At 65.0% G+C, this 12324-nt stretch carries 11 protein-coding genes; 4 read left to right on the forward strand and 7 right to left on the reverse strand.

The features are described from left to right. Positions 1-2: 2 nt before the first annotated feature. From glgC to D2N39_RS00435, 3 genes are read right to left on the reverse strand one after another with little or no spacing between them, the layout of a single operon-like run. Positions 3-1277 carry a glucose-1-phosphate adenylyltransferase gene (glgC, locus tag D2N39_RS00425; RefSeq protein ID WP_119132806.1) on the reverse strand — a complete coding sequence of 425 codons (1275 nt, stop codon included), beginning with the start codon at positions 1275-1277 and terminating at the stop codon, positions 3-5. A gap of 30 nt (positions 1278-1307) precedes the next feature. After that, a complete protein-coding gene (gene glgB / locus D2N39_RS00430; protein ID WP_119132807.1) occupies positions 1308-3503 on the reverse strand; it encodes a 1,4-alpha-glucan branching protein GlgB in 2196 nt (731 codons plus the stop codon). Positions 3504-3524: 21 nt separating this feature from the next. Next, a complete protein-coding gene (locus tag D2N39_RS00435) occupies positions 3525-5939 on the reverse strand; it encodes a glycogen/starch/alpha-glucan phosphorylase (RefSeq protein WP_119132809.1) in 2415 nt (804 codons plus the stop codon). 306 nt (positions 5940-6245) lie between these two features. On the opposite strand from D2N39_RS00435, the gene D2N39_RS00440 reads away from it, so the two are divergent. Then, entirely contained in the window at positions 6246-6680 is a 435-nt protein-coding gene (locus D2N39_RS00440) for an RrF2 family transcriptional regulator (protein ID WP_119132811.1), read from the forward strand. A 4-nt stretch (positions 6681-6684) separates the two neighbouring features. Here the strand turns inward: D2N39_RS00440 and D2N39_RS00445 are convergent, their stop codons facing one another. From D2N39_RS00445 to D2N39_RS00455, 3 genes are all read right to left on the reverse strand, one after another. Further along, on the reverse strand, positions 6685-7749 hold the full coding sequence (locus tag D2N39_RS00445; protein WP_119132813.1) for a dipeptidase: 1065 nt from the start codon (positions 7747-7749) through the stop codon (positions 6685-6687). Positions 7750-7812: 63 nt separating this feature from the next. After that, positions 7813-8205, reverse strand: a complete 393-nt coding sequence (cueR, locus tag D2N39_RS00450; protein ID WP_119132815.1) for a Cu(I)-responsive transcriptional regulator — start codon at positions 8203-8205, stop codon at positions 7813-7815. Then, positions 8202-10622 (reverse strand): heavy metal translocating P-type ATPase, encoded by a 2421-nt coding sequence (locus tag D2N39_RS00455; protein WP_119132816.1) that lies wholly within the window; start codon positions 10620-10622, stop codon positions 8202-8204. The genes cueR and D2N39_RS00455 overlap by 4 nt, the downstream gene beginning before the upstream one ends. A gap of 153 nt (positions 10623-10775) precedes the next feature. On the opposite strand from D2N39_RS00455, the gene D2N39_RS00460 reads away from it, so the two are divergent. The 3 genes from D2N39_RS00460 to D2N39_RS00465 all read left to right on the forward strand — a co-directional run bounded on the left by D2N39_RS00460 (position 10776) and on the right by D2N39_RS00465 (position 11774). Further along, positions 10776-10979 (forward strand): heavy-metal-associated domain-containing protein, encoded by a 204-nt coding sequence (locus tag D2N39_RS00460; RefSeq protein WP_119132818.1) that lies wholly within the window; start codon positions 10776-10778, stop codon positions 10977-10979. A 208-nt stretch (positions 10980-11187) separates the two neighbouring features. Then, complete coding sequence (locus tag D2N39_RS22765) at positions 11188-11325, forward strand: hypothetical protein (protein ID WP_158589753.1); 138 nt, start codon at positions 11188-11190, stop codon at positions 11323-11325. A gap of 101 nt (positions 11326-11426) precedes the next feature. Further along, entirely contained in the window at positions 11427-11774 is a 348-nt protein-coding gene (locus D2N39_RS00465; protein WP_119133298.1) for a TfoX/Sxy family protein, read from the forward strand. A 46-nt stretch (positions 11775-11820) separates the two neighbouring features. On the opposite strand, the gene ndk is transcribed toward D2N39_RS00465, so the two are convergent. After that, positions 11821-12243: a nucleoside-diphosphate kinase gene (ndk, locus tag D2N39_RS00470; RefSeq protein WP_119132820.1), complete on the reverse strand. Its 423-nt coding sequence runs from the start codon at positions 12241-12243 to the stop codon at positions 11821-11823. Between the last annotated feature and the right edge of the window lie 81 nt (positions 12244-12324).

A 12324-nucleotide genomic window follows, 5' to 3' on the forward strand; every position in this document is an offset into this window, starting at 1 on the left:
GTTTACAGCTTTGCCCGCGACCAGCGGTCGATCATGTCCTGCGTGATCAGCACCACACCGCCCTCGCTGCGCCGGAACCATTTTGCATCTTCCTCCGGGTCTTTTCCGATCACCAGACCCTCGGGGATTTTCACGCCGCGGTCGATGACGCAATGGCTCAGTTCCGCGCGGCGCCCCACATCCACCTGCGGCAGCGCGACCACATGGTCAAGCGAGGCCCAGCTATGGGTGCGACAGCCGGTGAACAGCAGCGAATTGCGCACCTCCGACCCCGAGACGATGCAATCGCCCGAAACGAGCGAGGACACCGCGTAGCCGCGCCGCCCGCCATCCTCGTCATGGATGAACTTCGCGGGCGGCACCAGCTCGGCATAGGTCCAGATCGGCCAGGAATTGTCGTAGATATCCAGCTTCGGCACAAAATCGGTCAGGTCGATATTGGCCTGCCAGAAGGCGTCGATCGTGCCGACGTCGCGCCAATAGGGTTCGTCCTCCAGCCCGGTCGTCACGCAGCTTTCGCTGAAGCGATGGGCCATGGCCTTGCCGTTCTTCACGATGTCGGGGATCAGGTCATTGCCGAAATCGTGGCTGGAGTTCGGGTCTTCTGCATCCTTCAGCAGCAGGTCGCGCAGGAAATCCCAGTTGAAGACGTAAATCCCCATCGAGGCGAGGCTGTGCGCAGGATCGCCCGGAATGGTCGGCGGGTCTTTCGGCTTTTCCAGAAAATCAGTGATCCGCCCGTCGACATCCACATGCATCACACCGAAAGCCGTCGCCTCGGCCTTGGGCACTGTCAGGCAGCCGATGGTCACATCGGCGCCGGTCGCCACATGCTGCACCAGCATGATTTCGTAATCCATCTTGTAGATGTGGTCACCCGCCAGGATGATGACATATTTCACCCCGTAGCTGTCCACGATGTCGATGTTCTGCGCCACCGCATCGGCGGTGCCCAGATACCATTTGCTTTCATCGACGCGCTGGCTGGCGGGCAGGATGTCCAGATATTCGTTGCGTTCCGCACGAAAGAAGTTCCAGCCGCGCTGCATGTGGCGGATCAGGCTGTGCGCCTTGTATTGCGTGGCAATTGCCATCTTGCGCACACCCGAGTTCAGCGCATTCGACAGCGCGAAGTCGATGATCCGGGTCTTGCCGCCGAAATAGACCGCCGGTTTGGCGCGCCGGTCGGTCAGCTCCTTCAGGCGCGAGCCGCGCCCCCCGGCCAGCACGAAGGCCATGGCCTGCGAGGAAAGTCTCTGGTTCGGTCTTGCCTTCATGGTGTCCTCCTCCGGGCCTCCTCGCCCGCACTAATGAATATCTTGCCGCAAAAAGACTGCCGACAGCGGCGGAAGCGTGATTTCGGCGGAATGCGCCTGCCCGTGATGCGGCACGGCTTCGGCGGTCACGCCGCCCATGTTGCCCCGATTGCCACCGCCATAGATTTCGGCATCGGTGTTCAGCGCCTCGGCCCATGCGCCACCTGCGGGCAGGCCAATGCGCAGGCGCCGCTCCACCGGCGTCATGTTCACGGCCACAACCACCTGCGCATCCCCCGGCGCACCCTTGCGCAGCCAGGCATAGGTTGATCCCTCGGCATCATTGGCCTCAAGCCACTGGAACCCCTCGGGGCGGCAGTCGTTCACATGCAGCGCCGGTGTCGCACGATAAAGCGTGTTCAGATCGCGGATCAGCCGTTGCATGCCGCGATGGCGGGCACCGTCGCTCGGGTCGTCCAGCAAATGCCAGTCGAGGCTCTGGCTGTAGTTCCATTCGCGCGCCTGCGCGAATTCACAGCCCATGAACAGCAGCTTCTTGCCGGGGTGCCCCCACATGAAGCCGTAATAGGCGCGCAGGTTTGCGAACTTCTGTTCACTCTCTCCCGGCATCCGCGTAAACATACTGCCCTTGCCGTGCACCACCTCGTCATGGCTGATCGGCAGGATATAGTTTTCCGACCACGCATAATGCAGGCCGAAGGTCATCTGGTGATGGTGGTATTTGCGATAGACCGGATCGCGGCCGATATAGGCCAGCGTATCGTTCATCCAGCCCATGTTCCACTTGAAGCCGAAGCCCAGCCCGCCCCAATCCGCAGGGCGCGACACGCCCGGAAAGGCGGTGCTTTCCTCGGCGACCGTCACGATGCCGGGGCATTCGCCGTATGCCACCGTGTTCATCCGGCGCAGCATGGCGATGGCTTCGTAATTCTCACGCCCGCCATCCTTGTTGGGCACCCATTGCCCCTCGCCGCGCGAATAATCGCGGTACAGCATCGAGGCCACGGCATCCACGCGCAAGCCGTCGATGTGGTATTCCTCCAGCCAGTAAAGCGCGTTGGACACGAGGAAATTCTGCACTTCGGTCCGGCCGTAATTGTAGATCAGCGTGTTCCAGTCCTGATGGAACCCCTCGCGCGGGTCGGCATGTTCGTAAAGCGGCGTGCCGTCGAACCGGCCCAGCCCGTGCGGATCGGTGGGGAAATGCCCCGGCACCCAGTCGAGGATGATGCCCAGCCCCTTGCGGTGCGCCGCATCCACTAATGCGCGGAACTCGTTTGGCGTGCCATGGCGGATGGTGGGCGCGAACAGCCCGACCGGCTGATAGCCCCAGCTTCCGTCAAAGGGGTATTCCGACACCGGCAACAGTTCGAGATGGGTAAACCCCATGTCGGCGGCATAACCGACCAGTTGTTCGGCAAGCTCGGTATAGCTGAGCATCCGGTCCCCCGGTGCGCGGCGCCAGCTTCCCAGATGCACCTCGTAAACCGAAATCGGCGCCTCGATGGAATGGCGCCCCCTGCGGTGGTTCATCCAGCCCGCATCGCCCCAGTCCGCCCCGTCAATCCGTCGCACGACCGAGGCATTCTGCGGCGCGTGTTCGCTGCCAAAGCCCACCGGATCGGCCTTCAGCGGCAGAACCTGCCCGTCCGGACCGCGGATTTCGTATTTGTAGACCGTGCCTTCGCCCAGACCGGGGATGAAGGTCTCCCATACGCCAGTCGCGCCGCGGCGGCGCATCGGGTGGCGGCGGCCGTCCCAAAGATTGAAATCGCCCACCACCGAAACCCGTTCGGCATTGGGCGCCCAGACCGCGAAATGCGTGCCCTCCGCGCCCTCATGGTCGATCACATGCGCGCCCAGCACCTGCCAGAGTCGCTTGTGCGTGCCCTCGCCCAGCAGATATTCGTCCATCTCGCCCAGCACCGGGCCAAAGCGGAACGGGTCGTCCCAGTCCCAGGTCGTGCCGCCGCCTTCCGCCCGCAGCCGGTAGTCGGCGGAAGGCACTTCGCCCGCGAACAGCCCCTGCCCCAGCGCCTGCAATTCCAGCGGATCAGGCGTCAGCGCCCAGACCTGCTCCGCCCCCGGCTGGAACACCCGCAGCACAAGGCGCTTGCCGTCATGGTGCGGGCCCAGCACGGCGAAAGGATCGCCATGCCGCCCTTCGACCAGCGCGGCCGCCTCGGTCGCCGCGATCCAGCCATCTCCTCCCCGAGCCTTGGCCATCGCTTCCTCCCGTTTCCGCCCTCAAAGGGCCGGTTCGACGGACCAGACATCCGCCATATAGCCCCGGATCGTGCGATCCGAGGAAAAGAACCCCGACCGCGCGGTATTCAGCGCGGCCATGCGCAGCCAGCGCACCCGGTCGGCATAGGCGGCATCCACCTCGGCCTGCGCGGCGCGGTAGGCGTCGAAATCTGCCGCCACGAGGAAATTATCGTGGTGCCAGACCCGGTGCACCAGTTGATGATAGCGCGAAGGATCGCCTTCCGAGAACCGCCCTTCCGCGATCATCTGCAACACATCCTGCAAGGACTGGCTGGCAAGGATGGCATCGCGGGCATGATCGGGGTTGGCGCGGCGTTTCACCACCTCCTCCGCCGTCAGGCCGAACAGGAAGAAATTCTCAGCCCCCACCTCTTGCAGGATTTCCACATTGGCGCCGTCCAGCGTGCCGATGGTCGGCGCACCGTTCATCATGAACTTCATGTTGCCGGTGCCCGAGGCCTCTTTCCCGGCGGTCGAGATCTGTTCCGACAGATCGGCGGCGGGGATCAGGCGTTCGGCAAGGCTGACGTTATAGTTCGGCGGATAGACCACCTTCAGCCGGTCCCCGATCAGCGGGTCCGAATTCACCACCGCCGCCACGTCGTTGATGAGGTGGATGATTTCCTTCGCCACCACATAGCCCGGCGCGGCCTTGCCGCCAAAGATCTTGACGCGCGGCACCCAGTCCTTTTCCGGGTTCTGCCGGATGTCATGCCAGCGGGCGATGGTTTCGAGGATGTTCAGAAGCTGGCGCTTGTATTCATGGATGCGCTTCACCTGCACGTCGAACAGCGCATCGGCCGAGACGCTGACGCCGCAATGCGCCTGCATCCAGCCCGCCAGCGCCTGCTTGTTCTGCCGCTTCGCCGCGCCGAAGGCCGTGAGGAACTCCGCATCAGCAACATGCGGTTCAAGTTCCTTCAGCCGGTCCAGATCGGCCTCCCAGCCTTCCCCGATCGTGTCGGTGATCAGCCCGGCCAGCGGGCGGTTGCACATCTTCAGCCAGCGGCGCGGCGTCACGCCATTGGTTTCGTTGATGATACGCGGGTGCAGCTTTTCCAGTTCGGGGAACAGGTTCTGCTTCACCAGATCGGAATGCAGCGCCGACACGCCGTTCACCTTATGCGCCATGATGAAGGCCAGCTCGCCCATCCGCACCTCATGGTGCTTCACGATCCCCACATAATGCGGCGGGTGGTAGGTGCGGCGGTGCCAGCTGTCGATCCGCTCGACAATCTGCATATGGCGCGGCAGCACATTGCCAAAGGTATAGGTCGCCCAGCGTTCCAGCGCCTCGGGCAAAAGCGTGTGGTTGGTATAGCCCAGACAGGCGCGCGCCACCTCCATCGCCGGATCGAACGCCATCCCGTGCTCGTCCATCAGGAGCCGCATAAGCTCCGGCCCCGCGATGGCGGGATGAGTGTCGTTCATCTGGATCGCCACATGACGCGGCAGGTCCGCCACGGCATAGCCCCCCGCCAGATGCCGGCGCAGGATGTCTTGCAGCGCGGCGGAGGTCAGGAAGAATTCCTGCTTCAGCCGCAGCTCCTTGCCCTGATAGGTGGTGTCGTCGGGGTAAAGCACCCGGCTCAGCGTGCGGGCCAGCGCCTCGGGTTCGGCGGCGGCGGCGTAATCGCCCCGGTTGAAGCGTTCAAGATCGAATTGCGTTGTGGGCTTCGCCCCCCACAGCCGCAACGTATTGGCCCATTTGCCCTGCCAGCCGATGACCGGCGTATCATAGGCTTCGGCCAGCACGGTTTCGCCGGGCTGCCAGACCTCGCGGCCCTCGCGGGTGGCGATCTCGCCCTTGAAGCCGATGGTATAGGCGGATTCCGGGCGTTCGAATTCCCATGGGTGGCGTTGGCTCAACCAATCCTCGGGCGTTTCGACCTGACGTCCGCTTTCGAACCTTTGCCGGAACAGCCCGTGTTCATAGCGGATGCCATAGCCATAGGCCGGGCAGCCCACCGTCGCCATGCTTTCCATGAAACAGGCCGCCAGCCGCCCCAGACCGCCATTCCCCAGCGCGGCATCGGGTTCATCCTCGACAATCGCGCGGAAGTCCTGCCCCAGTTCGGCCATGGCCGTTTCGGCGGTGTCGCGCAGGCCAAGGTTGATCGTCGCATCTTCCAAGAGACGCCCGATCAGGAATTCCATCGACAGGTAATAGACGCGCTTGTGTCCCGTCTCCCATGTCTTGCGGGTCGAGGCGAACCACGGCTCCACGATGCGGTCGCGGATGGCAAAGCTGAGCGCCATGCGCCAGTCATAAAGGCTGGCATGATCGGCGTCCTTGCCCAGCGTAAACGTCAGGTGGCGCAGGATGTCGGCCTTGAGATGCGTCGGCGTCAGCTCTGTCACGTCGTGTTCCAATCTGTCGAATGCCCGCCCCATCAGAACGGGAACCGCTGGCGGCGGCAAGCCGATGCGCGTTCATCGCTCCGGCGGTTCCGCACTGGTGTCATGATCCGGCGCGGCCTGCTGAAATTCTGATCCTGTTAGCGCAATCATAAGTGAAAATCACTCAATTTTTTGGCTTTTATTACAGAGCCATAGAAAACCAAACCGATTTGGGGCGAACGCAACGATTCGTCGGCTGGCTTTATGGGCGGGAAATTCAGGCATCTGATCCAGATCATTTTGCCATACACGATAGGCCGTCATACTCTTTGCGATCACGGGAAAAGGCAAAACAGCCAAATGAGACTGACCATCCGCACCAATCTGGCGATGCGCACACTGATGTTCTGCGCCGTCAATCCCGGCCGCGTTGTCCGCAAGGCCGAAATCGCTGCGGCCTGCAACGCCTCGGAAAACCATCTGGCGCAGGTTATTCACCTGATGGCGCAAAAGGGGTTCTTGCATACGGTTCGGGGGCGCGCCGGTGGCCTGACTCTGGCCCGCCCGCCCGAACAGATCGGGCTGGGCGAGGTGTTCCGCGCCTTCGAGGGGGAATTGCCGCTGACCGAATGTTTCGCGCGCGGCAACAATACCTGCCCGCTGGCGGGGTGCTGCCGTCTCAAGTGCGCCTTGGCCGAGGCGGTGGATGCCTTCTATGCCTCGCTGGACCGGCTGCGGCTGTCGGACATGATCGACGGCAATGACGCGCTGGAGCAGCTTCTGAAGGTGGCCTGACGCCTCAACCGCCCCAGGTTTCGCGCAGCACGCGCATCCAGTTGCCCCAGCGCAGCTTTTCGATCAGCGCGGCATCATAGCCATGCGCCGCCATCGCCTCCAGCAGGCGCGGAAGGCCCGCTGCATCGGTAATCCCGTCAGGGATGGCCGCACCATCGAAATCGGATCCGAAGCCCACGCAATCCTCGCCCAGCCTGTCGATCAGGTGGTCAAGATGCTGCATCACCGGCGCCCAGCCCATATCGGTGCCACGCTTGCCATCAGGGCGCAGGAAGACGGTGGCAAAGTTCAACCCCACCATCCCCCGGCTTTCGCGGATCATGGCCAGTTGCCGGTCGGTCAGGTTCCGGGTCGAGGGCGTCACCGCATGGGCGTTGGAATGGGTGGCAACCAGCGGTGCGTTGGATAATGCAGCGACATCATTGAACCCCGCCTCGTTCAGATGGCTGAGGTCGATCAGGATGCGCAGCGCATTGCATTCCCGGACCAGCCGCTTGCCCGCCGGGGTCAGCCCCGGCCCGGTATCGGGCGTGCCGGGAAACTTGAAGGGCACGCCATGACCAAAGATCGTCGGCCGCGACCACACCGGACCAAGCGAGCGCAGCCCCATGGCGTGAAAGGCGTGCAGCGCGTCCAGCCGTTCGTCAATTGCCTCGGCGCCTTCCATGTGCATGACGCCCGCAATGGCACCATCGGCCCGCGCCGCCTCGATCTCGGCCACGCTGCGGCACAGGCGGAACAGCCCGTCCGAGGACCGCTCCATCCAGAGCATATGACCGGCCATCGACAGCGCCACTGGCTGCGCCACGCCCAGCGGGATCATCGCGGGCAGTTCGATTTCATAGGGCGGGTTGTCCATCATCGCGTCGTAATCCGGCGCGCCGGGGGCGGCGGGGCTTGGGATATAGATGGCGAACATGCCGCCCGCGAACCCGCCAGCCAGCATGCGCGGCAGATCCAGATGGCCCTGCCCCTCGCCGGTCAGCCAGATCGCCTCGCGCCTGCCCGGCGCCATCTGAAGCCGCAGCAGGATGTCGTTATGGCCATCGAATACCGGCGCGGCGGTCATGGTCGTTCTCCCCTTCCGTCGTTTGGGCGGAGCCTGCCACGGGTGGCAGGGGAAGGCCAGAGCCTAACCGCGTCCCGCCGCCAGGCCGCCAAGGATCGGGCAGTCCGGTCGGCCATCGCCCGCGCAGGCGGCAACAAGATCGGAAAGCGTGCGCTGCATGGCGCGCAATTCGGCGATCTTGGTGCCGATCTCGGCCAGATGCGCCCGTGCCAGCCGTTTGACATCGGCGCTGGCGCGATCCTTGTCATCGTAAAGCGCCAGAAGCTGGCGACAATCGTCGATGGTGAAGCCAAGGCTACGGGCGCGACCGATAAAAGCGAGTTTGTGCAGATCGGTTTCGGCAAAGACACGATAGCCGTTGGCCTGACGGCGCGGGGCGATCAGGCCGATTTCCTCGTAATAGCGGATGGTTTTGGCGGGCAATCCCGCGCGGGTGGCAACCTCCTTGATGTTCATGGCCTGACCTCCACCGCCTTCAGCCGCCGCAGGCGCAAGGCATTGGTCAGCACGAAGACGGATGACAGCGCCATCGCCCCGGCTGCCAGCATCGGCGAGAGTTGCGGCCCGCCGAAGGGCACCAGAACGCCCGCCGCCACAGGGATCAGCGCGGCGTTGTACCCGAAGGCCCAGCCGAGGTTCTGGCGGATATTGCGCATGACGGCCCGGCTGACGGTGATCGCGGTGGCGACTCCGGCGGGCTGGCCCGAGATCAGCACCACCTCTGCCGCCTCGATGGCGACATCGGTGCCGGTGCCGATGGCGATGCCGACATCGGCAGCCGCCAGTGCGGGGGCATCATTGATGCCATCCCCCACAAAGGCCACGCCGGGGCGCATGTCTTCCACCGCCGCAACCTTGCCGCCCGGCAGAACCTCAGCCGCGATGCGGCTGATCCCCAGTTCCGAGCCGATGGCCGACGCCACGCGCTGCGCATCGCCCGTCACCATGGCGCTGTCCACGCCCAGATCGGCCAGCGCGACGACCGCGCCCCGCGCGCCGGGCTTCACCTTGTCGGCCACTGCGAGCACACCCAGGACCTTGCCCTCGACCGCCAGATAGATCGGGGTCTTGCCCTGAACGGCAAAGCCCTCGCCCTCGACCCGCCAGTGGTTCGGCAGATCGGGGAACATCCGCGCCGCGCCAAGCGCCACGCGCTGCCCCTCCACCGTCGCCTCGGCGCCATGGCCGGGGGTGGCACTGAAATCGCGCGCAGCCGGAACCTCCAGCCCCTGCGCGGCAGCGGCCTGCACCACCGCCAGCGCCAGCGGATGTTCCGATTGCGCCTCGACCGCCGCCGCCAGACGCAGCAGATGCGGCGAGGCCGGTTTCAGATCGGTCAGCACCGGCTTGCCCTCGGTCAGCGTGCCGGTCTTGTCAAAAGCCACGGTCTGCACCCCGGCCAGCGTCTGCAACGCCTCGCCGCGCCGGAACAGCACGCCCAGTTCGGCGGCGCGGCCCGTGCCCACCATGATCGAGACCGGCGTAGCCAGCCCCATGGCGCAGGGGCAAGCAATGATGAGCACAGAGACCCCCGCCACCAGCGCCTCGGCCAGACCGGGGCCGAAGATCAGCCACAGGATCACGGTCAGCACCGCCAGCCCCATCACCACCGGCACAAACCACAGCGTGATGCGGTCCACCACCGCCTGCACCGGCAGTTTCGCGCCCTGCGCCTGTTCGACCATGGCGATGATGCGCGCCAGCGCCGTATCGGCGCCGACATGGGTCGCCCGCATGACCAGCGTGCCGGTGCCGTTCACCGTGCCGCCGGTCACCCGGTCACCGGGGGCTTTCGCCACCGGCATCGCCTCGCCCGTCAGCATGGCCTCGTCCACCGCCGAGCGACCCTCCTCGACCGCGCCGTCCAGCGGGATGCGCTCGCCGGGGCGGATCATCAGCCGGTCACCGGGCCGCACCTGGGCCACCGGCACATCGGCAAAACCCTGCGGCCCCTCGACGCGCGCATGGCTGGGCTGCAAGCCGATCAACCCGGCAATCGCGGCCCCCGCCTGCCCGCGCGCCCGCGCCTCAAGGATACGACCGATCAGGATCAGCACGACGATCACCGCCGCCGCCTCGAAATAGACCGCCCGCGCCGCGACGGGCAGCAGATGCGGCGCGAAGGTCGCCACGGTGGAATAGCCCCAGGCGGCGGCGGTGCCGACCGCGACAAGGCTGTTCATGTCCGGCCCGCCGCGCAGCAGTGCCGGAATGCCCTTTGCAAAGAAGCGCCGCCCCGGAAACACCAACACCAGCGTCGCCAGCACGAATTGTGCGATCCAGAGCGTCTGTTGCGGCATCAGCCCCATCAGCCAGTGATGGAAGGCGGGCACGGCATGGCCACCCATCTCGGCCCCGAAAACCGGCAGGGTCAGCAGCCCGGCAATCCAGCCATCACGCTTCAGCGCCGCATATTCGCGGGCGCGGGCATCGGGCGCGGCCTCCTCCGGCGGGGTAGCGGCAAAGCCTGCCCGGCTGACCACCTCGGCCAGTTTCTCGGCCGTGGTCGCCCCCTCCCATACGGTGATCTGCGCCCGACGGGCCGCCAGATTGGCGGTGGCGTCAATCACACCGGGTTGCGCCTTCAGCACCCGCTCCACCCGCCCGGTGCAGGAGGCGCAGGTCATCCCTTCGACCGACAGGGTCAGCGTCGCCTGCCGCACGGGATAGCCCGCTTTCGCCAGCGCCCCGGCCAGCGCGGCCGGTTCGGCGGGCGCAACATAATGGATGTCGGCGCTTTCATCGGCAAGGTTGACCCGCGCCACGCGGACACCGGGCTGGGCTTGCAGCACCCGTTCGACACGGGCAACGCAAGAGGCGCAGGTCATCCCCTCGGGGCGCAGGCGAAGGGTGGATTCGGCAGAAGCGGTCATGGCGGTTTCCTTTCGCCATCGAATATGGGGCCTCCAGTAACTGGAAGGTCAACCCCCCCTGCACAAACCCTCTCGCAAACGTGGCATTCCGTCGCTGCCCCTTGACGGCGCCGCAGCCACCACGTTCATTCTGTCAATCAGAAGGAGCTTGAGATGACCGTTACCCTTTCCATCCCTGACATGAGCTGCGGCCATTGCCGCGCCTCCATCGAAACGGCGCTGAAACCGCTGCCCGGCGTGACCGGCCTCAGCTTCGACGCCGAGGCTCGCACCGCGACCGTCGAGGGCGACGCCCCTGTCGCCGCGCTGGTGCAGGCACTGGACGGGATCGGCTTTCCGGCAACCCCGAAAAACTGAGCTGCCTCGGGTGTGACAGTTTTGCACAGCCCGGCCCAATTCACGGGCTTGTGTCAAACCGCCCGCCGCGCCCATCTTGTTTGCAACGAATTTGCGACGTATTTGCCGGGAACATCGCCATTTCCCGGCCTCACGCGCGACAGAAAGCTCCGTCAGGCTTGAAGAACTGGTTACCAGTATAGTCGTGCCAAGGATACGGAGCATCATCATGGCAAAGACCCCGTCGCAACCCCAGCCGCAGCAAGGCGGCGCGTCGGTTCCCGCGCAACAGCAGGGCCAGAGCAGCGGCTCCGCCCCGCAGCAGCAGGGCGGCACCCCGATCATCCGGGACTGGGCGTCGATCTGAACCCGCGATCTTCGACATCCGCGTATCGGTGAGAACGAGTTGAAACAGCCGGGGCCAACCGTAAGGTTGGCCCCAACTTTTTTCATATGATCGGTGCCGCGATGCCTGAACCCGTCTCCTCGATCCCCAACCTTGGCCCTGCCTCCGAGGCGGCCTTTGCCCGTGCGGGCATCCATTCGGCGGAAGAGATTCGTGCCATGGGGGCCGATGCCGCCTATCTGGCGCTGATGCGGTCCGGCACGCCGCCACATTTCATCGGGTATTATGTGCTGGTCATGGGCTTGCAGGGTCGCCCGTGGAACGATTGCAAGGGCGAGGAAAAGAAGGCGCTGCGCAGCCGCTTCGACACGCTGAAGGCCGAGGCGCTGGCCGCGCCCGCGCTGTCGGGCCTGCCCCGCGCGCTGGACGAGGCGCTGGATCTGATCGGTGTCCGGCCCGCGCGCAAATGAAAAGGCCGCCCCGAAGGGCGGCCCTCATCGGCGAACCGGGCGGCAATCAGCCAACCAGTTCAAGACCCGAGAAGAAGAAGCCGATTTCGCGCTTGGCCGAGTCGGGGCTGTCCGAACCGTGGACCGAGTTTTCGCCGACCGACAGGGCGAATTCCTTGCGGATGGTGCCTTCAGCGGCATTGGCCGGGTTGGTCGCGCCCATCACTTCGCGGTTCTTGGCAATGGCGCCTTCGCCTTCCAGAACCTGAACCACGACCGGCTCGGACGACATGAATTCGCACAGTTCGCCGTAGAAGGGACGCTCCGAATGCTCGGCGTAGAACTGGCCGGCTTGCGCGGCGGACAGGTGGATGCGCTTCTGCGCGACGATGCGCAGGCCCGCTTCCTCGAATTTCGCGTTGATCTTGCCGGTCAGGTTGCGCTTGGTGGCGTCGGGCTTGATGATCGACAGGGTGCGTTCGATGGCCATGAGGCTCTCCATGTGAAAAGGCGCGGGATGTGGCCCCCCGCGCCGGTTTTGTGGGCGCCTCCTACCATGCGACGGCGATGT

The organism is Gemmobacter lutimaris, assembly GCF_003570715.1.
Lineage (GTDB): Bacteria > Pseudomonadota > Alphaproteobacteria > Rhodobacterales > Rhodobacteraceae > Gemmobacter > Gemmobacter lutimaris.

What these genes read in the sequence shown, in the direction of transcription:
- glgC (WP_119132806.1), bottom strand. Translation starts at nt 1,277, where the DNA reads ATGAAGGCAAGACCGAACCAGAGACTTTCCTCGCAGGCCATGGCCTTC.
- glgB (WP_119132807.1), bottom strand. Translation starts at nt 3,503, where the DNA reads ATGGCCAAGGCTCGGGGAGGAGATGGCTGGATCGCGGCGACCGAGGCG.
- D2N39_RS00435 (WP_119132809.1), bottom strand. Translation starts at nt 5,939, where the DNA reads ATGGGGCGGGCATTCGACAGATTGGAACACGACGTGACAGAGCTGACG.
- D2N39_RS00440 (WP_119132811.1), top strand. Translation starts at nt 6,246, where the DNA reads ATGAGACTGACCATCCGCACCAATCTGGCGATGCGCACACTGATGTTC.
- D2N39_RS00445 (WP_119132813.1), bottom strand. Translation starts at nt 7,749, where the DNA reads ATGACCGCCGCGCCGGTATTCGATGGCCATAACGACATCCTGCTGCGG.
- cueR (WP_119132815.1), bottom strand. Translation starts at nt 8,205, where the DNA reads ATGAACATCAAGGAGGTTGCCACCCGCGCGGGATTGCCCGCCAAAACC.
- D2N39_RS00455 (WP_119132816.1), bottom strand. Translation starts at nt 10,622, where the DNA reads ATGACCGCTTCTGCCGAATCCACCCTTCGCCTGCGCCCCGAGGGGATG.
- D2N39_RS00460 (WP_119132818.1), top strand. Translation starts at nt 10,776, where the DNA reads ATGACCGTTACCCTTTCCATCCCTGACATGAGCTGCGGCCATTGCCGC.
- D2N39_RS22765 (WP_158589753.1), top strand. Translation starts at nt 11,188, where the DNA reads ATGGCAAAGACCCCGTCGCAACCCCAGCCGCAGCAAGGCGGCGCGTCG.
- D2N39_RS00465 (WP_119133298.1), top strand. Translation starts at nt 11,427, where the DNA reads ATGCCTGAACCCGTCTCCTCGATCCCCAACCTTGGCCCTGCCTCCGAG.
- ndk (WP_119132820.1), bottom strand. Translation starts at nt 12,243, where the DNA reads ATGGCCATCGAACGCACCCTGTCGATCATCAAGCCCGACGCCACCAAG.